The sequence below is a fragment of the Streptomyces sp. MGP-P1 genome, assembly GCF_057766565.1.
Map to the genome: position 1 here is coordinate 957,749 of NZ_JBYMEM010000005.1, position 21,897 is coordinate 979,645.

At 67.9% G+C, this 21,897-nt stretch carries 27 protein-coding genes; 11 read left to right on the forward strand and 16 right to left on the reverse strand.

All coding sequences use genetic code 11. The annotated features are described in order from the left end of the window. The first annotated feature begins 37 nt into the window (after nucleotides 1-37). From AC3CH1_RS13795 to AC3CH1_RS13805, 3 genes are all read left to right on the forward strand, one after another. A complete protein-coding gene (locus AC3CH1_RS13795; RefSeq protein ID WP_003967847.1) occupies nucleotides 38-517 on the forward strand; it encodes an NUDIX domain-containing protein in 480 nt (159 codons plus the stop codon). A 91-nt stretch (nucleotides 518-608) separates the two neighbouring features. Then, entirely contained in the window at nucleotides 609-767 is a 159-nt protein-coding gene (locus AC3CH1_RS13800) for a hypothetical protein (protein WP_488463163.1), read from the forward strand. 205 nt (nucleotides 768-972) lie between these two features. Beyond that, nucleotides 973-1,866 (forward strand): GNAT family N-acetyltransferase, encoded by an 894-nt coding sequence (locus tag AC3CH1_RS13805; RefSeq protein WP_488463164.1) that lies wholly within the window; start codon nucleotides 973-975, stop codon nucleotides 1,864-1,866. Between the two features lie 65 nt (nucleotides 1,867-1,931). Here the strand turns inward: AC3CH1_RS13805 and AC3CH1_RS13810 are convergent, their stop codons facing one another. Next, the gene (locus AC3CH1_RS13810; RefSeq protein ID WP_488463165.1) at nucleotides 1,932-3,143 is read right to left on the reverse strand and encodes an MFS transporter; all 1,212 of its coding nucleotides are present in this window, start codon (nucleotides 3,141-3,143) and stop codon (nucleotides 1,932-1,934) included. A 138-nt stretch (nucleotides 3,144-3,281) separates the two neighbouring features. Between AC3CH1_RS13810 and AC3CH1_RS13815 the strand changes: the two genes are divergently transcribed. Beyond that, nucleotides 3,282-3,740, forward strand: coding sequence for a MarR family winged helix-turn-helix transcriptional regulator (locus tag AC3CH1_RS13815; protein WP_488463166.1), 459 nt, complete (start codon nucleotides 3,282-3,284; stop codon nucleotides 3,738-3,740). Nucleotides 3,741-3,790: 50 nt separating this feature from the next. Continuing rightward, nucleotides 3,791-4,243 (forward strand): GNAT family N-acetyltransferase, encoded by a 453-nt coding sequence (locus tag AC3CH1_RS13820; RefSeq protein WP_488463167.1) that lies wholly within the window; start codon nucleotides 3,791-3,793, stop codon nucleotides 4,241-4,243. A 101-nt stretch (nucleotides 4,244-4,344) separates the two neighbouring features. Here AC3CH1_RS13820 and AC3CH1_RS13825 read toward each other — a convergent pair whose 3' ends face one another. From AC3CH1_RS13825 to AC3CH1_RS13835, 3 genes are all read right to left on the reverse strand, one after another. Then, nucleotides 4,345-5,721 (reverse strand): serine hydrolase domain-containing protein, encoded by a 1,377-nt coding sequence (locus tag AC3CH1_RS13825; RefSeq protein ID WP_488463168.1) that lies wholly within the window; start codon nucleotides 5,719-5,721, stop codon nucleotides 4,345-4,347. 86 nt (nucleotides 5,722-5,807) lie between these two features. Beyond that, nucleotides 5,808-7,256 (reverse strand): argininosuccinate synthase, encoded by a 1,449-nt coding sequence (argG, locus tag AC3CH1_RS13830; RefSeq protein WP_488463169.1) that lies wholly within the window; start codon nucleotides 7,254-7,256, stop codon nucleotides 5,808-5,810. A 180-nt stretch (nucleotides 7,257-7,436) separates the two neighbouring features. Then, nucleotides 7,437-7,928 (reverse strand): MarR family winged helix-turn-helix transcriptional regulator, encoded by a 492-nt coding sequence (locus AC3CH1_RS13835; RefSeq protein WP_488463170.1) that lies wholly within the window; start codon nucleotides 7,926-7,928, stop codon nucleotides 7,437-7,439. Nucleotides 7,929-8,080: 152 nt separating this feature from the next. Here AC3CH1_RS13835 and AC3CH1_RS13840 point away from each other — a divergent pair, with 152 nt between their 5' ends. Continuing rightward, entirely contained in the window at nucleotides 8,081-8,800 is a 720-nt protein-coding gene (locus AC3CH1_RS13840) for a dienelactone hydrolase family protein (RefSeq protein ID WP_488463171.1), read from the forward strand. A gap of 236 nt (nucleotides 8,801-9,036) precedes the next feature. Here AC3CH1_RS13840 and AC3CH1_RS13845 read toward each other — a convergent pair whose 3' ends face one another. The 4 genes from AC3CH1_RS13845 to AC3CH1_RS13860 form a co-directional block, all read right to left on the reverse strand. Further along, a complete protein-coding gene (locus AC3CH1_RS13845; protein ID WP_488463172.1) occupies nucleotides 9,037-9,693 on the reverse strand; it encodes a M15 family metallopeptidase in 657 nt (218 codons plus the stop codon). Between the two features lie 391 nt (nucleotides 9,694-10,084). Then, on the reverse strand, nucleotides 10,085-10,480 hold the full coding sequence (locus AC3CH1_RS13850) for a hypothetical protein (RefSeq protein WP_488463173.1): 396 nt from the start codon (nucleotides 10,478-10,480) through the stop codon (nucleotides 10,085-10,087). Between the two features lie 39 nt (nucleotides 10,481-10,519). Then, a complete protein-coding gene (locus tag AC3CH1_RS13855) occupies nucleotides 10,520-10,822 on the reverse strand; it encodes a hypothetical protein (RefSeq protein ID WP_488463500.1) in 303 nt (100 codons plus the stop codon). A gap of 58 nt (nucleotides 10,823-10,880) precedes the next feature. Continuing rightward, nucleotides 10,881-11,216: a hypothetical protein gene (locus tag AC3CH1_RS13860; RefSeq protein ID WP_488463174.1), complete on the reverse strand. Its 336-nt coding sequence runs from the start codon at nucleotides 11,214-11,216 to the stop codon at nucleotides 10,881-10,883. 224 nt (nucleotides 11,217-11,440) lie between these two features. Between AC3CH1_RS13860 and AC3CH1_RS13865 the strand changes: the two genes are divergently transcribed. Both AC3CH1_RS13865 and AC3CH1_RS13870 read left to right on the forward strand, forming a co-directional pair. Continuing rightward, complete coding sequence (locus tag AC3CH1_RS13865) at nucleotides 11,441-12,667, forward strand: hypothetical protein (protein WP_488463175.1); 1,227 nt, start codon at nucleotides 11,441-11,443, stop codon at nucleotides 12,665-12,667. Between the two features lie 721 nt (nucleotides 12,668-13,388). Further along, entirely contained in the window at nucleotides 13,389-13,790 is a 402-nt protein-coding gene (locus AC3CH1_RS13870; protein WP_488463176.1) for a hypothetical protein, read from the forward strand. Between the two features lie 12 nt (nucleotides 13,791-13,802). Here AC3CH1_RS13870 and AC3CH1_RS13875 read toward each other — a convergent pair whose 3' ends face one another. After that, entirely contained in the window at nucleotides 13,803-14,327 is a 525-nt protein-coding gene (locus AC3CH1_RS13875) for a LysR family transcriptional regulator (protein WP_488463177.1), read from the reverse strand. On the opposite strand from AC3CH1_RS13875, the gene AC3CH1_RS13880 reads away from it, so the two are divergent. After that, nucleotides 14,230-14,610, forward strand: coding sequence for a hypothetical protein (locus AC3CH1_RS13880; RefSeq protein WP_488463520.1), 381 nt, complete (start codon nucleotides 14,230-14,232; stop codon nucleotides 14,608-14,610). The two genes, AC3CH1_RS13875 and AC3CH1_RS13880, sit on opposite strands and share 98 nt — an antisense overlap. Nucleotides 14,611-15,055: 445 nt before the next feature. Here AC3CH1_RS13880 and AC3CH1_RS13885 read toward each other — a convergent pair whose 3' ends face one another. The 3 genes from AC3CH1_RS13885 to dnaB form a co-directional block, all read right to left on the reverse strand. Continuing rightward, nucleotides 15,056-15,478, reverse strand: a complete 423-nt coding sequence (locus AC3CH1_RS13885) for a TnsA-like heteromeric transposase endonuclease subunit (RefSeq protein ID WP_488463178.1) — start codon at nucleotides 15,476-15,478, stop codon at nucleotides 15,056-15,058. Nucleotides 15,479-15,490: 12 nt separating this feature from the next. Continuing rightward, on the reverse strand, nucleotides 15,491-15,787 hold the full coding sequence (locus AC3CH1_RS13890; RefSeq protein WP_488463179.1) for a hypothetical protein: 297 nt from the start codon (nucleotides 15,785-15,787) through the stop codon (nucleotides 15,491-15,493). Between the two features lie 204 nt (nucleotides 15,788-15,991). Further along, the gene (gene dnaB, locus AC3CH1_RS13895) at nucleotides 15,992-17,467 is read right to left on the reverse strand and encodes a replicative DNA helicase (protein ID WP_026290418.1); all 1,476 of its coding nucleotides are present in this window, start codon (nucleotides 17,465-17,467) and stop codon (nucleotides 15,992-15,994) included. 458 nt (nucleotides 17,468-17,925) lie between these two features. Here dnaB and AC3CH1_RS13900 point away from each other — a divergent pair, with 458 nt between their 5' ends. Beyond that, the gene (locus AC3CH1_RS13900; RefSeq protein ID WP_488463180.1) at nucleotides 17,926-19,263 is read left to right on the forward strand and encodes an MATE family efflux transporter; all 1,338 of its coding nucleotides are present in this window, start codon (nucleotides 17,926-17,928) and stop codon (nucleotides 19,261-19,263) included. A 134-nt stretch (nucleotides 19,264-19,397) separates the two neighbouring features. Here the strand turns inward: AC3CH1_RS13900 and rplI are convergent, their stop codons facing one another. The 4 genes from rplI to rpsF form a co-directional block, all read right to left on the reverse strand. Next, a complete protein-coding gene (rplI, locus tag AC3CH1_RS13905; protein ID WP_003967856.1) occupies nucleotides 19,398-19,844 on the reverse strand; it encodes a 50S ribosomal protein L9 in 447 nt (148 codons plus the stop codon). Nucleotides 19,845-19,862: 18 nt separating this feature from the next. Beyond that, nucleotides 19,863-20,099, reverse strand: a complete 237-nt coding sequence (gene rpsR / locus AC3CH1_RS13910; protein ID WP_003967857.1) for a 30S ribosomal protein S18 — start codon at nucleotides 20,097-20,099, stop codon at nucleotides 19,863-19,865. A gap of 43 nt (nucleotides 20,100-20,142) precedes the next feature. Beyond that, a complete protein-coding gene (locus AC3CH1_RS13915) occupies nucleotides 20,143-20,769 on the reverse strand; it encodes a single-stranded DNA-binding protein (protein ID WP_073867202.1) in 627 nt (208 codons plus the stop codon). Between the two features lie 74 nt (nucleotides 20,770-20,843). After that, nucleotides 20,844-21,134: a 30S ribosomal protein S6 gene (rpsF, locus tag AC3CH1_RS13920; protein ID WP_018957345.1), complete on the reverse strand. Its 291-nt coding sequence runs from the start codon at nucleotides 21,132-21,134 to the stop codon at nucleotides 20,844-20,846. A 329-nt stretch (nucleotides 21,135-21,463) separates the two neighbouring features. Here rpsF and AC3CH1_RS13925 point away from each other — a divergent pair, with 329 nt between their 5' ends. Continuing rightward, on the forward strand, nucleotides 21,464-21,805 hold the full coding sequence (locus AC3CH1_RS13925) for a hypothetical protein (protein WP_488463181.1): 342 nt from the start codon (nucleotides 21,464-21,466) through the stop codon (nucleotides 21,803-21,805). Nucleotides 21,806-21,897: the final 92 nt, after the last annotated feature.

Genomic DNA, 21,897 nt, shown 5'->3' on the forward strand with positions numbered 1-21,897 from the left:
GAGTTTCAGACGGTCCTGCACGGGCCACTCTCTTGCCATGACCGAACGTCCTGTGGTCAAGCGCACCGCACGCGCCGTCCTGCTCGACGGCGACGACCTCATCCTGATCAAGCGCACAAAGCCGGGGGTCGATCCGTACTGGCTCACGCCCGGCGGCGGGGTCGAGCCGGAGGACGCCACCGTCGTCGAAGCACTGCACCGCGAGGTCGACGAGGAGCTGGGCGCCAAGATCGTCGACGTGGTCCCGTGCTTCGTCGACACCGTGGAACACATCGCGGACGGCGGCGTGACGGGAGTGAAGGTCCAGCACTTCTTCGTCTGCCGACTGGCGTCGATGGACGTCTCCCTGCGGCACGGCCCGGAGATCGACGAGCCCACCGGGGAGTACGAGATCGTCCGGGTGCCGTTCAGCCGGGTCGGGATCGCGGCCGTGCACCTCGTTCCGCTGTCCCTGCGGCACTACCTCGACGGCAACATCGAAGGCGTACGGGCGATGCACGCCCCCGACCTGGGCTGACACCCTGCGCGTACTACTCCCCAGCGGGTACCCATGGATACTCCCGCTGCCACACGCTCCGGGAAGCCCCTCTCTCGGCATCGTGTTTCACGTGAAACCGCGCAAGCGCCCCGTACGCCGAGGAATCCTCGTCGCCCCTGTCGCCGGCTCCGTCAGCTGGCTCGGCCTCTCCGTCGGCCTGCTGACGCTCGGCATCGCCGCGTTCGCCACCGGAGATCCGGCCACCGCGGGGCCGCCACCCGGTCCATGAAGATCTACGGGGACTGGCTGGTGGCCCCGGTGGCCTTGCTCGCCCTGGTGAGCGGCCTGGTGCTGTCGCGGGGCACTCCGTGGGGCCTGGCCCGGCAACTCTGGGTGTGGCCGGGGACTCACCCGGCGCGGCAGGCGGCTGCGGATCTCGGCCAGTTCCGCGAAATCGGTGGACGCGCGATCACCCCGTCAGACAGCCTGACCCCATGCACAGCCCATCACCCCTCTCCCTCGTCGAGCTGCCCGTCCGGCGCCTGAACCGGGGAGACCTGGTCCCGTGCGCCGATCTCTGCGAGGACCGCGGCTGGCCACGCGACGAACACCGATGGGGGCTGCTCCTCTCGGCCGGCACCGGATACGGGATCGACGCCCCGGACGGCAAGGGCCTGGCGGGGACCTGCCTGACCATGCCCTACGGGCCCGGCCTCACCGCGGTCGGCATGCTGCTCGTCGCCGACCGCTACGGACGTCGGGGGCTCGCCCGCCGGCTCATGCGCCACGTGATGGAAGCCGTGGGGGACACCCCGCTCGTCCTGTACGCCACCGAACAGGGACAGCCGCTCTACGAGGACCTCGGCTTCTCCCCCGTGGGCCGGGCCGAACGCGTCGGCGGCCGTTTCGGAGCGGGCGGCCCCGACAGCTCTCCCGCCCCCTCGGCCTCTCGCCCGTCCGTGACCACCCGCCCGGCAGCGGCGGACGACCTGCGGGCGTTGGTCCGGCTCGACCTCCCCGTGTTCGGCGCCGACCGGACGCATCTGCTCGCCCGGCTGCCCGCCTTCTCCGACCGGCTCCAGGTCGCCGAGGAGCACGGCGAGCTGATCGGCTACGCGGCGCTCTGGCCGAGCGGGCAGGCCGAGGTGGTCGGGCCGCTGATCGCCCGGGACACGGCCACCGCGCAGGCTTTGGTCGCGGCCCTGGCCGCCACGACGGACCGGCCGCTGCGCACCGACGTCCACGCCGCGCACCAGGAATTGCTGGGCTGGCTGGTGGAGCGGGGGCTGGATCCCCTCACCCGGACCACCGTGATGACCTACAACATCACGGACCTGCCCGGCGATGCCGCCCGCAGGTTCGCCCCGCTCACCCTCGCGACGGGCTGACGCGAGGCAGCCGCACCGCCACGAGGACGGTGCGGCTGCTTCGCGATGTGTCCCCGGGGGGCGGCTCAGTGCCGGGCCGCTGCCGCGACGGCCGGCTCGGGAACGCTCCCGTCGACGATCCGGCTCTGGCCGCTCTCCCGGCGCTCCAGCAGGCCGGAGAACACGGCCAGGACCAAGGCCGACGCGGCGAGCGCGGCGCCGACCCAGTTGGGAGCGGTGTAGCCGAGGCCTGCCGCGATCACGAGGCCACCGAGCCAGGCGGCGAGGGCGTTGCCCAGGTTGAACGCCCCGATGTTGACCGCGGAGGCCAGCGTCGGCGCACCCGCCGCCTGGTCGAGGACCCGCTTCTGCAGCGGAGGCACGGTCGCGAAGCCCAGGGCGCCGATCAGAACGATGGTGACGGCCGCGGCGATCTTGTTGTGGGCGGTCACGGTGAACAGGCCGAGCACCACGGCGAGCGAGCCGAGCGAGACGTACAGCATGGGCATCAGGTGGCGGTCGGCGAACCGGCCGCCGACCAGGTTGCCTCCCACCATGCCGAGGCCGAAGAGAACGAGCAGCCAGGTGACGGAAGAGGCCGAGTAGCCGGCGATCCCGGTCATCATCGGGGTGATGTACGTGATCGCGGCGAAGACTCCGCCGAAGCCCAGGACAGTCATGGCCATGGCCAGCAGGACCTGGACATTGCGGAACGCGGCCAGCTCGTGGCGGATGCGCACGCCTTCCGGCCGGGGCTGGCCCGGTACGAGCTTCGCGACGCCGAGCAGTCCCACGACGCCCAGAACGGCGACGAGGAGGAACGTGGTCCGCCAGCCCGCGGTCTGTCCGATGAAGGTGCCCAGCGGAACGCCGACGACGTTGGCGACGGTGAGCCCGGTGAACATCATGGCGATGGCCCCGGCCTTCTTCCGCGGGGCGACCAGATCGGCCGCGACCACCGAGCCGATGCCGAAGAAGGCACCGTGCGCGAGGGAGGCGATCACCCGTCCGGCGAGCATGACTCCGAAGACGGGGGCGAGCGCAGACACCACGTTGCCCACGATGAAGAGCCCCATGAGAAGCATCAGCATGCGCTTGCGGGTGACCCGCGTGCCGAGCAGCGTCATCAGCGGGGCGCCGAGGACCACACCGAGCGCGTAGCCGGTCACCAGGAAGCCCGCGGTCGGGATCGAGACCTGGAAGTCACCGGCGACCTCGGGGAGCAGCCCCATGATCACGAACTCGGTCGTTCCGATCCCGAATGCCCCGATGGCGAGGGCGAGGAGCGCGAGCGGCATGGGTTGCACCTTCCCTGAAGATTGCGTCTGCGCCTTATGAGCGTCCACAATAATTGCAGACGCTGATTAATTGCAAGCGCGGGCTATTGCAGGCGTCCCCTATCCTGGAGTCACGCAGCTCCCGCCCGGAGGAGAGACATGACAGCGACCGGCCCCGCCCTGACCGCCATCGCGCAGAGCTGGTGCGCGCTCTCCCTGCTCCACGGGAAGATCGAGGCCCGGATCGAGCGGGCCCTCCAGGCCGGCCACGGGCTCAGCGCCCGCGAGTACTCCCTGCTCGACGTGTTGAGCAGGCAGCACAACGGCATCGGCGGACATCTCCAGATGAAGCAGGTCGCCGACGCCGTGGTCCTCAGTCAGAGCGCCACCACCCGGCTCGTCACCCGGCTTGAGGACCGGGGGCTGCTGACCCGCTACCTGTGCGACACCGACCGCCGCGGCATCTACACCGACGTCACCGAGGCCGGCCTCACGCTGCTGGAGGCCGCCCGGCCGACGAACGACAACGCACTGCGGGCGGCACTGGACGAGGCGGCCGAGAACCCTGAGCTCGCCCCTCTCGTCAGGGCCGTCGAAGAGCTCAAGGTCCCGGTCTGACCGAGCCTGACCGGCGCGGCACCCCCCGGGGCCGTCCTAGGATGCCGATCATGAGTGATCTCGCCATACGACCCGCCGTCCCGGACGACCTGCCCGCGGTGGTCGCGATGCTCGCCGACGACCCTCTGGGCGCGCAGCGCGAGTCACCGGACGACCTCGCCCCCTACCAGAAGGCGCTCCAGCGGCTGGCCGACGACCCCAACCAGCACGTGGTCGTCGCCGTTCGCGAGGACCGGGTCGTCGGCACACTGCAACTGACCGTCGTCCCGGGGCTGTCCCGCCGCGGCGCGACCCGCTCCATCATCGAGGGGGTCCGCATCCACGCCGACGAGCGCGGCAGCGGCCTCGGCACCCAGCTCATCCAGTGGGCGGTGGACGAATCCCGCCGTCAGAACTGCCAGTTGGTGCAGCTGACCTCGGACGTCACCCGCGAGGACGCGCACCGCTTCTACGAACGGCTGGGGTTCACCGCCAGCCATGTGGGCTTCAAGCTGGCGCTCTGACGAGCGCGGACGGGTGGGCGTCTCACAGACGGGTGGGCGTCTCACATGAAACGCGGGTGGGTGTTTCACGTGAAACACCCACCCGCTACCCGGCCGGAAGCTCAGTCGGCGAGCCCGCGCCAACCCTCCGCGTCCACGCCGCCGGGCACGGCCGCACCCGCCTCGTACGGCTCCCGGGTGAAGACGAACGAGCCGAGGTCGAGGTGGTCCACCGAGCCGTCGTCCTTGCGTACGACACGCAGGGTCTCCCCCGCGTAGTAGTCGTTCTGGCCCATCCAGGTGCCGTCCGGGCGGTACGTGAAGGCCGCGCCTCGCCCCTTGCCGCCCAGCGGCGTGAGCTGTAGGCCCCGGTCCCCCGTGAGCCTCAGCGTGACCGGGTGGGTGCCCCAGTGCCAGATCCCGGTCAGCGCGAGCAGCTCGTCGTCCACCTCGGGCAGCGGGCGCCAGGGCTCCGGGATCCGCGGCTCCGCCTCCGCCACGATCCCCAGGAGTTCGGCGGCCACCATCGCGGCGGGCAGCCCCGAGGTGACGTTGGCGAGAACGACCGCGGCCACGTCGTCCTCCTCGCTGACCCAGAGGCCGGCGACGAACCCGGGAAGCGATCCCGAATGCCCGAAGAGCACGCGCTCTTCGCCCCCGACGATCTGGAGCCCGAGACCGTAACCGCTGCCGCCTGTCTCGGCCGGTGCGGCGGGCGTCCGCATCTCCTGTACGGAGGAGGCCGACAAGACCCGGTCGTCGCCCTCGGTCAGGAAACCGGCGAACCGCAGCAGGTCCGCGGCGGTGGACCAGAGCTGGCCGGCGGGCGCCATGATCCCGAGGTCCTCGGCGGGTTCGCTCAGCATGACATCGGCCCACGGGTGGACGGCCCAGCCGCCCGCGTGCGGAGCCACGGGCCCGCTCGTCGTGCGGTGCATACCGAGCGGCTCCAGGATCTCGCGGCGCAGCGCCTCCTCCCAGGAGACGCCACGCACCGCTTCCACCAGTGAACCGAGCAGGGTGTAACCAGGGTTGGAGTAGTGATGGCGATGACCGGCCGGATGCCTCTGCGGCCGGTCGCCCAGCACGTCGGCGAGCTCGGGCCGCAGGCCGCCGGGCGTCCGCTCCCACCAGGGGGCGGGTGCTTCGGCGCCCAGCCCCGCGCTGTGGCCCAGCAGCTGAAAGACGCTCACCCCGCCCGCTCCCGTGCCGGGGAGGTGCTTCTCCAAAGGATCGTCCAGGTCGATCAAGCCCTCGTCCCGCAGCCGCAGGACCAGAACGGCGGTGAACGTCTTGGTGATCGAACCGATCCGGTACTGCGTATCGGCGTCGGGAGCATGCCCTTCGACGCACGTACGCGCCCCGCTCCAGGCCGTACGCCCCTGCCGCCGCACCGCGGCCACGAGGGACGGCGCGCGGCCGTCCCGCTGGGCGACGGCGATGCGGTGCAGCAGGGCGCGTCGGGTACTGGGAAGCAGGTCTTCGCCGATGGAAGTCATGGTCCAACCCCTACCCGACGGGCAGCCCCCTGACGAATCCTTTTCCACGGAGTCGCGGCCCGGACCAGCACCGACGACGTCTCCGGTCAGTCGGTGCCGAACTCCATCGCGGCGTGGTCGAGCATCTCTTCGCCACCGGACACCCCGCCGCGTGAGGCGATGACCTCGGCGCCGCCCTGCGGCATCGCGCCGATCAGCCCGGTGGAGGCCGCCTGAGCGGCGCCGATGAGGGCGGGATGGGTCGATCCGACCATGCCGAGGCCGGCGTACTGCTCAAGCTTGGCACGCGAGTCGGCGATGTCGAGGTTGCGCATCGTGAGCTGACCGATCCGGTCCACCGGACCGAAGGCGGAGTCCTCGGTCCGCTCCATCGACAGCTTGTCCGGGTGGTAGCTGAACGCCGGTCCGTCGGTGTCCAGGATCGAGTAGTCGTCACCACGCCGCAGCCGCAGCGTCACCTCCCCGGTGACCGCCGTGCCCACCCAGCGCTGCAGCGACTCGCGGATCATCAGCGCCTGCGGGTCGAGCCAGCGGCCCTCGTACATCAGCCGGCCGAGCCGCCGCCCCTCGTTGTAGTAGTTGTCCAGGGTGTCCTCGTTGTGGATCGCGTTGACCAGCCGCTCGTACACCACGTGCAGCAGCGCCATCCCGGGTGCCTCGTAGATGCCGCGGCTCTTGGCCTCGATCACCCGGTTCTCGATCTGGTCGGACATGCCCATACCGTGCCGTCCACCGATCGCGTTCGCCTCCATCACCAGGTCGACCGGGCTGGCGAACTCTTTGCCGTTGATCGTCACCGGGCGGCCCTGGTCGAAGCCGATCGTCACGGTCTCGGCAGCGATCTCCACCGTGGGGTCCCAGAACCGCACGCCCATGATCGGCTCCACGGTCTCGATGCCGGCGTCGAGGTGCTCCAGAGTCTTGGCCTCATGGGTGGCGCCCCAGATGTTGGCATCGGTCGAGTACGCCTTCTCGCTGCTGTCGCGGTAGGGCAGCTCGTGGGCGATCAGCCACTCCGACATCTCCTTGCGGCCGCCGAGCTCGGAAACGAAGTCCGCGTCCAGCCAGGGCTTGTAGATCCGCAGGTGAGGGTTGGCGAGCAGCCCGTAGCGGTAGAACCGCTCGATGTCGTTGCCCTTGAACGTCGACCCGTCGCCCCAGATCTGTACGTCATCCTCCAGCATCGCCCGGACCAGCAGGGTGCCCGTGACGGCACGGCCGAGCGGCGTGGTGTTGAAGTAGGCGCGGCCACCCGACCGGATATGGAACGCGCCACAGGTGAGCGCGGCCAGCCCTTCCTCGACCAGCGCCGCACGGCAGTCGACCAGGCGGGCGATCTCGGCACCGTACGTCGTCGCGCGCCCGGGCACCGAGGCGATGTCGGGCTCGTCGTACTGGCCGATGTCGGCGGTGTAGGTGCACGGGACGGCACCCTTGTCGCGCATCCACGCGACGGCGACCGAGGTGTCGAGACCGCCGGAGAAGGCGATGCCGACGCGCTCGCCGATGGGCAGGGAGGTAAGGACCTTAGACATAGTAAGAGTATGCATCCCAACGCATGATCATTCAACGTGGCGTGCCCGGGGAACTCCCGCACCGCCCGAGAGGACGCCCCGTCGAGCTCGGACGAGATGCTTCCTCGACGATCAGCGCGTCCACCCGGCCCTGGGCGCGCCGGACCACGCTCGCCGGCCCGAGGCCGTTCTGACACGAGGTCAGGACGGCCCGGCGTGGTGGTCCAGCAGGCGGCCGAGCAACCGGACGAGCTGGTCGCGTTCGGACGGGTTCAGCGGTGCGAGCAGTTCGCCTTCCAGGGCGTCCAGGGTCTCGTCCAGGAGGCACAGGCGCCGGCGGCCCGGTGCGGAGATCGTGATGACGTTGCGGCGCCGGTCGGCGGGATCGGGCGCCCGCCCGACGAGCCCGCGCTCCGCGAGTTCGTTGAGCACACCGACCATGTCGCTCCGGTGGATGCCGGAGCGCTTACTCAGCTCGGCCTGGCTCCCGGGCCCGTACTCCTGCAGCGAGGCGAGCACGGCGTAGTGCCACTTGCGCGCGTCGACCCGTACCAGCCCGTCGTTGATCAGCCGGTCCGACCGCCCGGTCAGCTGCGACAGCAAGCGGCTCGGCCGACGGCGTAGCCGTTCGGGTGTTCTGGGAGAGCCGTCGTCGGGACAGTCCACGGTTTCGGCTCCGTCGGATCCGTCCATGACGTCCACTCTCCTTGCGTCGGGCCGACCGGCGCTGTACGTTCGCTCGCACCAAAACGTTAGTGCCACCAACGTTAGCGCCATGAACGGTAGCGCCTTGACCGTCAACGGCGAACTCCCAGGAAGGAAGAGCCGCCATTCCCAGCAAGACCGTGCAGATCTCCACCGCGGACGGTCTGGCCGACGCCTTCGCCGTCCATCCCGAACACGGCGACCGGCATCCAGGGGTCCTGATGTACGCGGACGCCTTCGGCATCCGTCCCGCACTGCGGGAGATGGCCCGCGAACTGGCCGGGCACGGCTACTACGTGCTCGTCCCCAACTTCTTCTACCGGAACGGGCCGACACCGGTCGTCGATCTTCCCGATCACATCGGAGAAGAGGACCGACCCGCGCTCATCGGCCGACTGATGCCCTTGATCGAGGCCCACACCGCCGAACGCGTCGCGCGCGACGCCGACGCCTACCTCGCGTTCCTCTCGGCCCAGCCCGAGGTAGACGCCGGGCCGGTCGCGGTGACGGGCTACTGCATCGGCGGTCTCCTGGCGACCCGTACCGCCGCGGCCCGCCCCGGACAGGTGGCCGCCGTCGCCGCGTTCCACGCCCCCGTCTCCGCCGACGGGCCCGACAGCCTGCGCCGTCTCACCGCCGAGGTCCACTTCGGCCACGCGGCGACGGACATCACGCCCGAGGCGCTCGGCGAGCTCAACGGTTTCCTGGACACCGCGGGCGTCGGCTACACCTCCGAGATCTACCCCGGCACCGTCCACGGCTTCACCATGTCCGACACCGACGCCTTCGACCCGGCCGGACTGCAGCGCCACTGGGACCGCCTGCTTCCCCTGCTCGCCCGCACCCTGACGGACGCCTGAGGCCCGGAGGCCCCCGGCACCGCCACTCGTCACGCCCGGGTCGCCGCAGGCCGCGCCTGCTCCCGGCCCCGGCTCCGCCCCCCGGGGCCGGGCTGAACCGACTCTTGAAGCTGTCTCACGTCGTGTCATGGCGAGTTCGTCTCAGAAGACATGTCGCTTCCTCAAATGCAGGCCGATGTCTCTGGCCTGCACCCAGGTCGACTACGTAAAGCTCGGAGCCTTTGCGAGGTCTGCGGTCAGCCGAGTTCCTTGGGCCCGTAGTGGGCGACTGCCCCTCCTGTATGCAAGGCCCAGTAGCGGTCTCCGTATGACCAGTGCCACCACTCTGTGGGGTAGTTGACCAGGCCGGCAGCGGTTAGCGCGGTACTCAGGATGTCCCGATGGGAACGCGCCTCGTCGCTGATGTTGTCAGCCTGCGTATAACAAGCGCCCGCGCTCTCCTCCGGGGAGGCGTTCATACGAGTGCCCATGTCAAGCTCGCGCCCGCCGTCGTCAGCGAGCGTCAGGTCAACAGCCGCCCCGGCGCTGTGCGGTGCGATCTCGGGCGGGGACACGTAGCGGCTGGCTGCCGAGCGGATCTGCTCAGCACCCCATTCCGGGTGTTCGACACGCAGTTGAGCTGCGTATTCGTCGAAGTAGCGACGCTGAAGAGATGGCGGGCGGTATCCCTCGACGAACAGCAGCCGCATCCCTTGAGGCAACTGCGTCTGTGCATTGAGGAGTCGATCGAGCACTCCTTCCCGCAGGTGGGCGAAGGCACCAGCGGAGTCCGTCCCCTTCCGTTCGTCGACCAGCAGGGAGCCGTCTCGGCGCACATCCATGAGCCGTTCACCGCACTCGTGAACAGGCACGGATGCAACCTTCGGGTCGGACATCAAAACGATCTCAGTCATCAAGCGATCATCTCGTGGCCTTGCGTCCGCCTCCCGCCGGGATCTTCTGGGCAGCCGTCGCTTCCACCCCGACTCCCGAGTTGGAGGCACCCCCGGCAGCCCGATGCTCCCGCCAACACGCCGACGGGAGCACAGCAGCAACACCTTCACTCGGAGGAGGGGCAGCGGCGACCTGCACATCTCAGTCCAGTGTCGGATCCGACTTTCATACGACATTGCTCGTGAGATTCCGACACGAATTGGAGACCAACAGGCGTGTAGGTTTTCACTTTCGGTGTCATGCGCCGACGCTATGGCCTGGACGTTCCCCTCCAGTCTCAGGACGTGTCGGCAAGCTGCTGTCTCAGATCGATGTCATTTCCTCAGACTGCCCAGCCGGCCGTGCCGGACCTCACGAGCCTGCATCGGCAGCCGTCCGTTCCATCCACTCCCGCACCTTCACTGCTTGCTCGATGCGGTTACCGATGTCCTTCTTGGATGCCGTCTCCAAGGTCTCCGGGATCTTGTCGAAGGTGTCAGGAAGGACGTCGAGGAGACCCCAGATCCGCTCGCCGGTGCTGACGGTCAGCAGTTGCTGGCACCTCCACTGCAGCGGCACCTCGGGACGGTGCGTGAGCCGCTGCACGAGTGTCGGGAACAGGTAGTGCGTCGCTTCTGCGGCGAGGTGCTCTCGTAGCCAGTCGACCGGGAGCCGCTGGCTGAGGCCAAGCATGGCGGCCTCTTGGACCAGGTCCAGGAGCTGAGCGGTGTCGACGGCTCGGACGGTGCGGGGAAGGGGCGGGACCATGTCGCGATGATGCCAAGAAGCCAGTGCGGCGCCGAGAGGTCAGCTGAGCCGGGATGCAATCTGCTGACGGGCAGGGCCCCAGACATCCGTGAACTCCTCGAAGGTGAGTTGTTCGGGGTCGTGGCCTTCCCATTCCGAGACGGGCAGCTCGGAGGTGATCCCGAATCTGCTGTCGTAATCCCCGAGGCGGCTTGCGTCGCGGGCCCGCTGCCACTCGGCGAGGGAAGCAGCTGCGATCGGGACCAACTCAGGCCCTTCGAGTTCGACCTGCCGGATCACCCAGCCTTCGGCGTCGACCTCGAAGTAGAACCAGGTGTCTTCCTCGTCCCAGTAACAGCGCATCCATGTGGTCACCGGGCCATGATGCCGGGCCAGATGCGCCGCCCTACTCCGTTCTGTCTCATGCTTGGGCGACGAATCCTGCGGATCGGTCGAGCTGGAAAGGAGAGCCGACCCGGGTTGGATCCCAGCCTTGATCCCGTGCCTCTCGAATGCTGGCAGCAACGTGAGCCGGACGAATGGGCTCCGTCTCGACGCCCACCCAGTTGCTGGGATGGGCCTGACCGCTGGTGACGATCAACGTCGTGCCCGGCTCGCTGCCGCTGGCCGCCTCAACCGCATAGGTCATCGGTGACCAGCAGAGTCCCTGCATGTAGGAGGGCTTCCTGCGGATCCGCCAGCGATACTCGATCCCGTCAACGGTTATGCGCCGGGAACCCTTCTTGTTCAGCGCCATCTTCGCCTCCTCCGCTGTTGGACTGTGCTGTGTCGCCGCGGTCGCGAAAAGCAGGTTGCACGCGAACGTACCGAACGTTATCGCCGACAAGCACCTTCGTGACTACGGATGGGTTGATCAGCCCATAAGTTGGTGTCAGTGCCGAGCGACCCGGCGCATCGCACCCACCACGGGTGCACTCACCGCGATCGGAGAGCACCGTGAAGAACAGACCGTTGTGGCGAGTGGTTGACAACGAGAGCGGTACCCAGTCCATCGTCAGCACGCCCTCCGAGGCGGTCGCGTTCGTCAACAGCCGGTTCGACACCGATGACGACGACAAACCCTTCAGCATCACCGAGGTCGGCCCTCTCCTTCCGAAGCCACTCGAGATCATCACCGCATGGGCCGCCGAGAAGGACGGCGAGCGAACCGACGGGCGTACTGCCCCGATCACCATCAGGCCGGTTGTGACGGACAACGCCAGCGAGTGCGACGACGTCGTGCTCTGGGGCGACGTGTACGTCTCCTGGGACCACGACATGTACACCGTCGAGGACCCGGACAGCTCCGAGTACAGCGAGGCTCACAGCGCAACCGAGTTGAGTGCGATCCTCGACGAGTACGCCAACGACTATGAGTACGCGCCTGAAGGGCCTGAAGGGCCCGACAGCCACAGGTGGCCGAAACCGAAAGAGTTGATCACCTACGGCGCCCAGGAGTGTGCCAAGCGGTTCGGGCACCTCGACGACGACGCCCTGTTGTGGCTCGCTGCCACCCGCATCACGCTCGCCGTGTGGCGCAACACACCCGTCGAGAACTGGCATGCCGGGAAGAGTCCGCTCCACGACGGCACAATGATGCGGATCAACACGGCAACCACCCGACTCGTGCGCTCGATGCTGTCGTTCGACCATGTCGACTGGATCGGTCTCGGTCTCGCGATCGTCAACCCGTCCCGGGTTCTACCGACAGGGCAGTCCGTACTTGAGCTCGGGCTGGCCTGCCACAACCCTGACGACCCGGCGCACGAGGTTGATCCGCGAGAAGAGCTCGCGGAGATGGCGCAGGTCGCGATCTCATGGGGGCGAAGGTACTGCCGTCACGAGAAGGAGTTCGGCCTGCGAACCCTGATCCAATCCTTCTGTGCGTCCGACAACGGCTGGTTCGGAGCACCGAGTTGGGGGCGCGTCGTCGATCGGTTTCTTACGGCTGTCGACGACGGGGAGAATGCGCACTGGCGCATATACCGGGACAAGCCTTGGTTCGACGAGTGGTTCACCAACCGGCCGGCCGACATTGCGGACACCACGGAATTTCGTCGGCTGCTCCTTGCCGGGCCCGACCTGCTTTCCGAGGAGGCCGCCGAATGGTGCGTGGATGGTGCCATCGGCTACGTCTGCCAGGACGACCACGCAAACGACTGCTGGCGGTGCGGTATCCCGCTGGCAACGGAGTCCCCCAACGAGTGAATGTGTGCACCAGCATAGAAAAGCAGCAATCCACTGACCGCCCTCTCTCCCGCCTGCTCGGCGGCCTCCCCTGCTTGGGGAGCCAGTCGCGGCTCCACTGACTGGAGATGTGCGGATGCTTCTGACGGATCTGTGGCAGCAACGCTGGCCCGGCTGCCCGCCGGTCGGACACAAGCTCCGTGAGCCCTACAGGAATGTCTGGGTCCGCTTCCACAGTCCGTCGGGTCTTTGACATCAGCATCACCGGCCTGCCGGTTTCTTGATAATCACGGCTTCCACGACACGGAGGTCGAGCAAGTCGCCGGACCTCCGGGATCAGGACGCCTTGCAATTCCGATACTTCAATCAGACCGGATGGACCGCCATCTTCAATGGCACTAAGACCGAGATTGGTCGCATGGTGCACGTGGAGGGATGGGATCCCGCAACCGGGACAGCCTTGGTGGTCGACCCGCAACGAGGGGCACTGCGCCAGCTCACGAACTACGTGGACTTCTCCCACTTGGAGCGGGCCGATCAGGTGGTCGCCGGGGGTACCCGGTGGGGGATGGCGAGCACACTGGACGGATGAAGGGCCGGGTGGATCACCTCTCACGGAGCAGGTGCTGGCCTGGTTGATCACTTCGCAGGGCCGGGCGACTGCCATCACATTCGATGCTCAGGGGCATGTGGAGGACGCCGACAGCGCCGACGCCTTCATACCGCCGAGTGAGAAGCTTCAGTGACGGCGTCGATGCCGCAACAAGCGGGCCCGGCGCCCGAGGGTCGGGCTTCTCATGCCGACTGGGAGGCTCCCTACTACCGGGTTCGGGCCGACGGCTTCCAGGTGCTCTTCCTCGTGGAACCGGACGAGGCGATCGAAGAGGTCTGCAACGTCGATGCCGAGGTTCATCTTGCCGACGGGTCGCGCTGGAGCTCCACGATCTTCACTCTGGCCGAGGTGGATCGGCTCATGCGGAGCTGGGAGGCGAGCGGAGAGTCGGTCTCCGGGCAGTGCTTCTTCTGCGCGGACGGGCTGATCGTGCGGAATCCCGGCATCGGCAGCATGGTGCGCGTCATTGCCGGGCTCGTGGCATCCGGCGAGTTCGAGCGGGTGTTTCGACGCATTGCCGACCCGGAATGATCACGCCGCGTCTCAGGGCATCGTGTTGTCCTGCATCTTTCGAACGGCTCTGAGCACCTTCTTCCCCAGGGGAGTGAGCGTCATGGGCCTACCGCGTTCCGCCCGGACCAGGAGTGGTCCACTGAGTTCTCGTTCGATCCGGTTGATCTGTTCGACGAGGGTGAACGTGTTGAGGCCGAGGCGGCTCGCTGCGGCACCGAGGCCGGGGTAGGCAGATGCAGCCGCGAATCGGCTCAACCGTTCGCTGGCCCCCTGGCCGCCCGAGTGCCGGCCGAAGGATGCTTGGTGCTCGGCTGGCCTGGTCGATTGCCCGAAGTATCTGGCTGTGACTGGATCCTCCGCGTGGTCGCAGCGGAACGTTGTGGGTCTTGGCCCAGCGGGCCATGTTCGCGGTGCCCATACCAGCTTCTCGGGCGAGGTCCGGCAGGGTCCGGCGGCGGTGGACGTACTGCTCGATGAGCCAGGCCCGTTCGACGGTGCCGCGGCGCTTGTAGTCCTTGGGGCCCTCGCGGAACGGGATGCCGTATTCCTTGGCAAGGTCGGTGAGCACTCTGCGGGACAAGCCGGTGAGGGTGGCGATCTGCTGGAGAGACCGGTGTTCGTCAAGGTAGAGCCGGGTGAAGCGCTCTGCCGGAATAGCTTGCCGGGCCTGCTGCCGGATGCGGCCGACGGCCCTGGCGGTGCTCTTCGTCAGCGGGGGTGCAGGGGCTGGATGTTCGTCGAGAACATGTCGGATGGCCTCGACGGTCGTGCCCAGAACCTGGGCGGCGTGCTGAACAGGGTGCTGGCGTTCGCGAACAAGCAGGTGCAGGCGGGGTAGGTCGACGTGTGCCGGGTCGGGGCCAGTGACTCCGAGTTCCGCAGCCTTCGCCGCATAGCGGGCGTCCAGCGACAGCGTCGGCGCGTACGGAGCTCGCGGTTCGCCTTAACGCACAAGTTCGGTGCTGCCGGACCGATATCCCGTGAGGAGTTCCCGAATGTGCTCGGCCCGCTCCAGGATCTGCTGTCTGTCCTTCTCGTCCAACTGCCCCAGTACCACCGAGGCAATCTCCTCGGCGTCGTCCGAGGACGGTCCAGGCCCCTCGGGATAAGAGTGACCCGGTCGGGAAAGAGCAGTTCCCGCAATGACAGACGCAGGAGCCTGCCGTGGCGGTCCTTGAGGACGACCTCGTTGCCGGCCGTGGTGGCGGCCATCTCGACCACCTTGACGGTCTCCCCGTCGTAGCGGAAGTGTATACCGACGCCGGCCCGCGCTCCGGCCCTGGTCACGCCGTTCTCCTGAGCAAGTGCGCCGGGCTGAACGACCGGTCGAGGTCCACCGTCAACTCGTGCGTGCACAGCAAGTGATAGACCTCAGATCGGACTTGCTCCTCCGGGCGACCGGGCAAGCTGGCCGCCGCACACCGCAGAGAGCCTCCGTGGAGATCAGCCGCACGGAGCTCGTCGACGAGCCCACGGTCGAACAGCCAGTCTCTGCGGTAGCCCGACAAGAAGTGGACGTTCTCCAGCTCAGCCGTGGGTGGCTCGCTCCAGACCTCGTACTTCCACCCGCGGGCCTCCACCGCCTCACGGGTCCAGCCGAAAGTGAAGGCCACCTCCGGCTTCGACAACCGGTGCAGTGGCTTCACACCCAAGACCACGGGCCCCTCGTCGGTGACGACGAGGTTGTCCGGGATGTGCTTGCGCACAGCCCCGTCCACCTAGGCCTTGAGCAGAAATGGCTGGGCCACGACATGCCGTGCGGACAGATCGAAATCAGCGAAGAGGAGCCTCGCCAGTTCGAGGCGCGACTCGTAGGTCACGTGGTCGCGCATCGTGGCGGACCAGTAGGTGCCCGAGTAGTGCCGCTGGCCCCTATACCAGCGGCAGGTTCGCCAGGGTGACGCCGCGACAAGCAGGTCGATCGAGGACGCGCTCCACTCTCGGTTCTCAACCTGGCTGCCATCCGGACCCCGCAGGCTCACGGTGATCGATGCCGCTCTCAGCCCTGCCGCCATGCGTCACCCCCGGCTCGTCGGCCGCCTCCTCCGCGAGCGCTACGTTCGCATCCATGCGAGGCTCCCACGCCGGACCTAAGGCAAGGTCAGCCGAACGAAGGAAGGCGGTGGCCAGCGATTCTCAATCCCATGTCAGTTCGGCCAATCGGATGACATTGCGACTGAGGAAATGACACGGAATTTGAGAACCTACAAAACGATCCGTCAGGTCTGCGCCATGTCCACGAAACGGGAGTAGTGGCCCTGGAACGCCACGGTGATGGTGGCCGTCGGGCCGTTACGGTGCTTGCCGACGATGATGTCCGCCTCGCCCGCGCGCGGTGACTCCTTCTCGTACGCGTCCTCGCGGTGGAGCAGGATGACCATGTCGGCGTCCTGCTCGATGGAGCCGGACTCACGCAGGTCGGACACCATCGGCTTCTTGTCGGTGCGCTGCTCGGGACCACGGTTCAGCTGCGAGAGCGCGATCACCGGGACTTCCAGCTCCTTGGCCAGCAGCTTGAGGTTTCGGGACATGTCCGAGACCTCCTGCTGACGGCTCTCGGAGCGCTTCGATCCACCGGCCTGCATCAGCTGCAGATAGTCGATGATCACGAGCTTGATGTCGTTGCGCTGCTTGAGCCGGCGGCACTTCGCGCGGATCTCCATCATCGACAGGTTGGGGGAGTCGTCGATGTACAGCGGAGCGGCCGAGACCTCGGGCATCCGGCGGGCGAGCCGCGTCCAGTCCTCGTCCGTCATCGTGCCGGACCGCATGTGGTGCAGGGCCACCCGTGCCTCGGCGGACAGCAGACGCATCGCGATCTCGTTGCGCCCCATCTCGAGGGAGAAGATGACGCTGGGCAGGTTGTTCTTGATCGACGCGGCACGCGCGAAGTCCAGCGCCAGCGTGGACTTACCCATGGCGGGGCGGGCCGCGATGACGATCATCTGGCCGGGGTGCATGCCGTTCGTCAGGGCGTCGAGGTCCGTGAAGCCCGTCGGCACACCGGTCATCTCGCCGCTGCGCGACCCGATGGCCTCGATCTCGTCGAGCGCGCCCTCCATGATGTCGCCGAGGGGGAGATAGTCCTCACTGGTGCGCTGCTCGGTGACCGCGTAGATCTCGGCCTGCGCGGAGTTGACGATCTCGTCGACGTCCCCGTCGGCCGCGTATCCCATCTGCGTGATCTTCGTCCCGGCCTCGACCAACCGCCGGAGCACCGCCCGCTCGTGGACGATCTCCGCGTAGTACGAGGCGTTGGCCGCGGTGGGCACGGACTGCACCAGGGTGTGCAGATACGGTGCTCCGCCTACCTTGGTGATCTCTCCGCGCTTGACCAGCTCGGCGGCGACCGTGATCGGGTCGGCCGGCTCGCCCTTGGCGTAGAGGTCGAGGATCGCCGTGTAGACGGTCTCGTGGGCGGGGCGGTAGAAGTCGTGCCCCTTGATGATCTCCACGACGTCCGCGATGGCGTCCTTGGACAGCAGCATGCCGCCGAGGACGGACTGCTCGGCGTCGAGATCCTGGGGCGGCACCCGCTCGAACCCGGGGGAGCCGCCTTCCCAGGCCTCGTCCGAGCCGCGGTCGTGGCGGTCCTCACGTCCCTTGCGGTCTCCCCGACGCTGGCGGGAGACGGGCAGACGGTCCCCGGGACCGGTCTCGGTCCAGGGGTCGTCCAAAGGCTCGGGAATGCTCACCGGGCCGCCTCCTCCCGTCCGCATCGCGGACCTAGCCGTGCCACTCTTTCTTACGGCACGGCACCGACAAACAGGTCGCCCGACTCCACTTCCGGCGCATCTGGTTCGGTGGATTCCGGTGCCGGATCGGAGTGCGGGCGCCGCACCACGGTAGGCCCCTCCGCACCGTCAGCCAATCTGGTTATCCACAGGGCATGTGGAGGACGGACCAGATGCTGTGGAGAACCCTGCCGAACCTGTGCACGGACCGGGGGACAGCACTGTGGACAAACTCATAGCGATGGCGGCGTGACCATCCTGACCTGCACATTCTCCGTCCACTGACTGTGGGGGAGAAAAACTTTCGCCCTCATTTCAAGATCACCGCAAACGGCGCGGGAAGGAAGGCCCCGCCGGTCCATAAGTAAGGGCCGTAGGTCGATTGCATCTCTTACCTGTGGAAGATTAGATTGACCCCCATGACCAAGGCCCCCGCGACACCGAAGAACGGCCGCAGACGGCACGACCGCGAGATCATCGCCCTTGCCGTCCCGGCATTCGGCGCACTCGTCGCCGAGCCCCTGTTCGTGATGGTCGACAGCGCCGTCGTCGGCCACCTCGGCACCCCGCAACTGGCCGGCCTCGGCATCGCGGCAGCCCTCCTGATGACGGCCGTGAGCATCTTCGTCTTCCTCGCCTACGCGACCACGGCGGCCGTCGCCCGCCGCGTGGGGGCGGGCGATCTTCCCGCCGCCATCCGCCAGGGCATGGACGGCATCTGGCTCGCCCTGCTGCTCGGAGCAGCCGTCGTCGCCCTCGCGGTCCCGACGGCCCCGTGGCTCGTCGACATCTTCGGCGCGTCCGATACCGCGGCTCCGTACGCGATCACCTACCTGAGGATCTCCATCCTCGGCATTCCCGCCATGCTCGTCGTGCTCGCCGCCACCGGTGTACTGCGCGGCCTCCAGGACACCCGCACCCCCCTGTACGTCGCCATCGGCGGTTTCACGGTGAACGCCGCCCTGAATGTGACCCTCGTCTACGGTGCCGGGCTCGGGATCGCCGGTTCCGCCTGGGGAACGGTGATCGCCCAGGTCGGTATGGCCGCCGCCTATCTCGTCGTGGTGGTCCGCGGTGCCCGAAGGCACAACGCCTCCCTGCGCCCTGACGCTGCGGGCATCAGGGCCAGCGCACGGGCCGGCGTGCCTCTGCTGATTCGGACCCTGTCGCTGCGCGCCGTCCTGATGATCGCTACCGCCGTCGCCGCCCGGCTCGGGGACATCGACATCGCCGCGCATCAGATCATCCTCTCCCTCTGGAGCCTGACCGCCTTCGCGCTCGACGCCATCGCCATCGCCGGGCAGGCGATCATCGGCCGCTATCTGGGGGCGAACGACGAGAAGGGCGCCCGCGAGGCCTGCCGCCGCATGGTCGAGTGGGGTATCGGTTGCGGCATCGTGCTCGGCGTCCTGATCGTGCTGGCCCGGCCTCTGTTCATCCCGATCTTCACCAGCGACCCCTCGGTGCAGGACACCCTGCTCCCCGCGCTCCTGGTCGTGGCGGTCTCCCAGCCCATCGCGGGCGTGGTCTTCGTCCTGGACGGCGTCCTGATGGGAGCCGGCGACGGACGCTATCTCGCCTGGGCGATGCTGGTGACGCTCGCCGTCTTCGCGCCCGTCGCGCTCCTGGTGCCCTCCCTCGGCGGCGGGCTCACCGCGCTCTGGTGGGCGATGACGCTGATGATGGCGGTCCGCCTCGTCACGCTCTGGCTGCGTACCCGGTCGGGCCGGTGGATCGTCACCGGAGCCACGCGCTGATCCGTACGCTTCGCGGCCTGTTTCACGTGAAACAGGCCGCCGGTGTTTCACGTGAAACACCGCGCATCACAGAAGACAGATAGGGCCGCACCCCATGGGGTGCGGCCCTTCACTGACTCAGCTGAGCTCTGCCCTTAGGCAGCAACGACCTCGACGCCGAGCTTCGCTGCGACCTCGGGGTGCAGACGGACGGACACCTGGTGTCCGCCGAGCGTCTTGATCGGCGAGCCGAGCTCGACGCGACGCTTGTCGACGTCGGGACCACCGGCGGCCTTGATCGCCGCAGCGACATCGGCCGGGGTGACCGAGCCGAAGAGACGGCCGGCGTCGCCGGAGCGAACAGCCAGACGGACCTTCACGCCCTCGAGCTTGGCCTTGATCTCGTTGGCCTGCTCGATCGTCGCGATCTCGTGGATCTTGCGGGCGCGGCGGATCTGCGCCACGTCCTTCTCGCCGCCCTTGGTCCAGCGAATGGCGAAGCCACGCGGAACCAGGTAGTTACGGGCGTACCCGTCCTTGACGTCGACGACGTCGCCGGCGGTGCCGAGGCCGGAGACCTCGTGGGTGAGGATGATCTTCATGCTCTTGTCACCCTTCCCTTATCGCGCGGTGGACGTGTAGGGCAGCAGCGCCATCTCACGGCTGTTCTTCACAGCCGTGGCGACGTCACGCTGGTGCTGCGTGCAGTTGCCGGTGACGCGGCGGGCACGGATCTTGCCACGGTCGGAAATGAACTTCCGCAGCATGTTCGTGTCCTTGTAGTCCACGTACTGGGTCTTGTCCTTGCAGAACGCGCAGACCTTCTTCTTAGGCTTGCGCACAGGCGGCTTCGCCATGGTGTTTCTCCTGTGTGATCAAGAAGTGGGGGTACGAGCAGCCCTAGAAGGGAGGCTCGTCCGAGTAGCCGCCGCCAGAGGAACCGCCTGAGCCGCCGGAACCGCCGGAGCTTCCGCCCCAGCCGCCTCCGCCGCCCTGCTGTCCCCCGCCGCCCTGGCCGCCTGCCGGCGCGCCGGTCGCCCACGGGTCGTCGGCGGGTGCACCGCCGCCGCCCTGCTGGCCACCGCCACCGGGACCGCCGCCCCAGTTGCCGCCGCCCTGCTGGCCGCCGCCGTATCCACCCTGGCCGCCCTGACCACCGCGACCGGTGGTCTTGGTGACCTTGGCCGTGGCGTTCTTGAGGCTGGGGCCGACTTCCTCGACGTCCAGCTCGTAGACCGTGCGCTTGACGCCCTCACGGTCCTCGTAGGACCGCTGCTTCAGCCGGCCCTGCACGACGACGCGCATGCCTCGCTGAAGCGACTCCGCGACGTTCTCCGCCGCCTGACGCCAGACCGAGCAGGTGAGGAACAGGCCTTCGCCGTCCTTCCACTCATTGGTCTGCCGGTCGAAGATGCGGGGAGTGGACGCGACACGGAACTTCGCGACCGCCGCACCGGACGGGGTGAAGCGCAGCTCGGGGTCGTCGACGAGATTGCCGACGACCGTGATGACGGTCTCGCCTGCCATGGGTGAACCTCTCGGCGGGGATTGCTTCTGGCTGCTTGCTGCTACTCGGACCCGAAAACCGCTGAGCTAGAAGCTCAGTGGATCTCGGGACGGAGGACCTTGGTCCGGAGGACCGACTCGTTCAGGTTCATCTGGCGGTCGAGCTCCTTGACGACCGCAGGCTCGGCCTGCAGGTCGATGACCGAGTAGATGCCCTCGGGCTTCTTCTTGATCTCGTAGGCGAGCCGACGACGGCCCCAGGTGTCGACCTTCTCCACCTTTCCATCGCCCTCACGGACGACGGAGAGGAAGTTCTCGATCAGCGGGGAGACTGCTCGCTCCTCGAGATCGGGGTCGAGGATGACCATCACCTCGTAGTGACGCATGTGGAACCCACCTCCTTTGGACTCAGCGGCCACGGTCGTTCCGTGGCAGGAGGGTCGTGATGCGTGTTGCAACGGCGTTCCCGAGGAGAACACCCAGCACTGACAATCCGCTCCCGAACGATCCCGGTGACGGGTTTCGGGGGAGGCTCGCCGTGCTGGCCTGGGCAGACACCGGTGCAGACCGTACAGACTACCCGTAGACCGGCTTCCGGTTGAAATCAGGAGCTCAGAGGGCACAATCGAGACAGATGCGGTTGAGAGGCGCTCCACCCGCCGCGGTGCGCGGGACGCTGGATCCACCGCCCATCCGTCCGGCCAGGAGGTACTCCATGGCACAGACCATCCGACCCGCCGGCTCCCGGTCCCAGACCGGCCGCCGCGCCACCGGTTCACTCTTCGCCACGGACGGCAGACCGCATCCCGTCCAGGACGTCCTGATGGTGGTGACCGGGGTGCTCGGCATCCTCGCGTTCGTCACGGCGATGTTCCACCATCTCCACCTGATCAGCTCCTGGGCGGGGCTCGTCGGGATTCTGACCGGCGTCTACGGCCAGTACATCTCGAAGACGACCTGGGAGCGGTTCGGCCTGATCATGGGCATCGGAGCCTCAGCGGTCGGCTTCTACCTCGGCATGGCCCACGGCGGTCTCTTCGGCGGCGTGATCACCTGACCGGAGCACCGGCCGGAGCAAGGACCGGCGCGGGCGCCTGGGCGCCCGCGCCGGTCCGCCGTACGTTCCTGGCCCCCGGGGCCAGGCCGGGC

What these genes read in the sequence shown, in the direction of transcription:
- AC3CH1_RS13795 (WP_003967847.1), top strand. Translation starts at nt 38, where the DNA reads ATGACCGAACGTCCTGTGGTCAAGCGCACCGCACGCGCCGTCCTGCTC.
- AC3CH1_RS13805 (WP_488463164.1), top strand. Translation starts at nt 973, where the DNA reads ATGCACAGCCCATCACCCCTCTCCCTCGTCGAGCTGCCCGTCCGGCGC.
- AC3CH1_RS13810 (WP_488463165.1), bottom strand. Translation starts at nt 3,143, where the DNA reads ATGCCGCTCGCGCTCCTCGCCCTCGCCATCGGGGCATTCGGGATCGGA.
- AC3CH1_RS13815 (WP_488463166.1), top strand. Translation starts at nt 3,282, where the DNA reads ATGACAGCGACCGGCCCCGCCCTGACCGCCATCGCGCAGAGCTGGTGC.
- AC3CH1_RS13820 (WP_488463167.1), top strand. Translation starts at nt 3,791, where the DNA reads ATGAGTGATCTCGCCATACGACCCGCCGTCCCGGACGACCTGCCCGCG.
- AC3CH1_RS13825 (WP_488463168.1), bottom strand. Translation starts at nt 5,721, where the DNA reads ATGACTTCCATCGGCGAAGACCTGCTTCCCAGTACCCGACGCGCCCTG.
- argG (WP_488463169.1), bottom strand. Translation starts at nt 7,256, where the DNA reads ATGTCTAAGGTCCTTACCTCCCTGCCCATCGGCGAGCGCGTCGGCATC.
- AC3CH1_RS13835 (WP_488463170.1), bottom strand. Translation starts at nt 7,928, where the DNA reads ATGGACGGATCCGACGGAGCCGAAACCGTGGACTGTCCCGACGACGGC.
- AC3CH1_RS13845 (WP_488463172.1), bottom strand. Translation starts at nt 9,693, where the DNA reads ATGACTGAGATCGTTTTGATGTCCGACCCGAAGGTTGCATCCGTGCCT.
- AC3CH1_RS13850 (WP_488463173.1), bottom strand. Translation starts at nt 10,480, where the DNA reads ATGGTCCCGCCCCTTCCCCGCACCGTCCGAGCCGTCGACACCGCTCAG.
- AC3CH1_RS13855 (WP_488463500.1), bottom strand. Translation starts at nt 10,822, where the DNA reads ATGCGCTGTTACTGGGACGAGGAAGACACCTGGTTCTACTTCGAGGTC.
- AC3CH1_RS13860 (WP_488463174.1), bottom strand. Translation starts at nt 11,216, where the DNA reads ATGGCGCTGAACAAGAAGGGTTCCCGGCGCATAACCGTTGACGGGATC.
- AC3CH1_RS13890 (WP_488463179.1), bottom strand. Translation starts at nt 15,787, where the DNA reads ATGGCGGCAGGGCTGAGAGCGGCATCGATCACCGTGAGCCTGCGGGGT.
- AC3CH1_RS13900 (WP_488463180.1), top strand. Translation starts at nt 17,926, where the DNA reads ATGACCAAGGCCCCCGCGACACCGAAGAACGGCCGCAGACGGCACGAC.
- rplI (WP_003967856.1), bottom strand. Translation starts at nt 19,844, where the DNA reads ATGAAGATCATCCTCACCCACGAGGTCTCCGGCCTCGGCACCGCCGGC.
- rpsR (WP_003967857.1), bottom strand. Translation starts at nt 20,099, where the DNA reads ATGGCGAAGCCGCCTGTGCGCAAGCCTAAGAAGAAGGTCTGCGCGTTC.
- AC3CH1_RS13915 (WP_073867202.1), bottom strand. Translation starts at nt 20,769, where the DNA reads ATGGCAGGCGAGACCGTCATCACGGTCGTCGGCAATCTCGTCGACGAC.
- rpsF (WP_018957345.1), bottom strand. Translation starts at nt 21,134, where the DNA reads ATGCGTCACTACGAGGTGATGGTCATCCTCGACCCCGATCTCGAGGAG.
- AC3CH1_RS13925 (WP_488463181.1), top strand. Translation starts at nt 21,464, where the DNA reads ATGGCACAGACCATCCGACCCGCCGGCTCCCGGTCCCAGACCGGCCGC.